This is a genomic window from Streptomyces sp. NPDC008139 (genome assembly GCF_042957025.1).
Taxonomy (GTDB): Bacteria; Actinomycetota; Actinomycetes; order Streptomycetales; family Streptomycetaceae; genus Actinacidiphila.
In genome coordinates, this window is record NZ_JBIBHM010000036.1 from 1 (window position 1) to 1,394 (window position 1,394).

Annotated in this window: 1 rRNA gene; it reads left to right on the top strand. The window is 56.3% G+C overall.

Going from position 1 to position 1,394, the window contains the following annotated elements:
* A 23S ribosomal RNA gene (locus tag ACFZBB_RS34715) occupies positions 1-1,394 on the top strand; the annotation flags it as partial.

Here is a 1,394-nt window from a genome sequence, read left to right on the forward strand (position 1 = left end):
AGGGTGAGACCTGATGCCGAGCCGATTGTGGTGAAGTGGATGATCCTATGCTGTCGAGAAAAGCCTCTAGCGAGTTTCATGGCGGCCCGTACCCTAAACCGACTCAGGTGGTCAGGTAGAGAATACCGAGGCGTTCGGGTGAACTATGGTTAAGGAACTCGGCAAAATGCCCCCGTAACTTCGGGAGAAGGGGGGCCATGTCTGGTGATGGGATTTACTCCTTGAGCTGGGTGTGGCCGCAGAGACCAGCGAGAAGCGACTGTTTACTAAAAACACAGGTCCGTGCGAAGCCGTAAGGCGATGTATACGGACTGACGCCTGCCCGGTGCTGGAACGTTAAGGGGACCGGTTAGTCCTGTTTCGACAGGGCGAAGCTGAGAACTTAAGCGCCAGTAAACGGCGGTGGTAACTATAACCATCCTAAGGTAGCGAAATTCCTTGTCGGGTAAGTTCCGACCTGCACGAATGGCGTAACGACTTCTCGACTGTCTCAACCATAGGCCCGGTGAAATTGCACTACGAGTAAAGATGCTCGTTTCGCGCAGCAGGACGGAAAGACCCCGGGACCTTTACTATAGCTTGATATTGGTGTTCGGTTCGGCTTGTGTAGGATAGGTGGGAGACTGTGAGCCGGTAGCGCCAGCTATCGGGGAGTCGTCGTTGAAATACCACTCTGGTCGTGCTGGATGTCTAACCTCGGTCCGTGATCCGGATCAGGGACAGTGTCTGGTGGGTAGTTTAACTGGGGCGGTTGCCTCCTAAAGGGTAACGGAGGCGCCCAAAGGTTCCCTCAGCCTGGTTGGCAATCAGGTGTTGAGTGTAAGTGCACAAGGGAGCTTGACTGTGAGACTGACGGGTCGAGCAGGTACGAAAGTAGGGACTAGTGATCCGGCGGTGGCTTGTGGAAGCGCCGTCGCTCAACGGATAAAAGGTACCCCGGGGATAACAGGCTGATCTTCCCCAAGAGTCCATATCGACGGGATGGTTTGGCACCTCGATGTCGGCTCGTCGCATCCTGGGGCTGGAGTCGGTCCCAAGGGTTGGGCTGTTCGCCCATTAAAGCGGTACGCGAGCTGGGTTTAGAACGTCGTGAGACAGTTCGGTCCCTATCCGCTGTGCGCGTAGGAGTCTTGAGAAGGGCTGTCCCTAGTACGAGAGGACCGGGACGGACGAACCTCTGGTGTGCCAGTTGTCCTGCCAAGGGCATGGCTGGTTGGCTACGTTCGGGAGGGATAACCGCTGAAAGCATCTAAGCGGGAAGCCTGCTTCGAGATGAGGACTCCCACCCCCTTTGAGGGGTTAAGGCTCCCAGTAGACGACTGGGTTGATAGGCCAGATGTGGAAGCCCTGTGAGGGGTGGAGCTGACTGGTACTAATAGGCCGAGGGCTTGTCC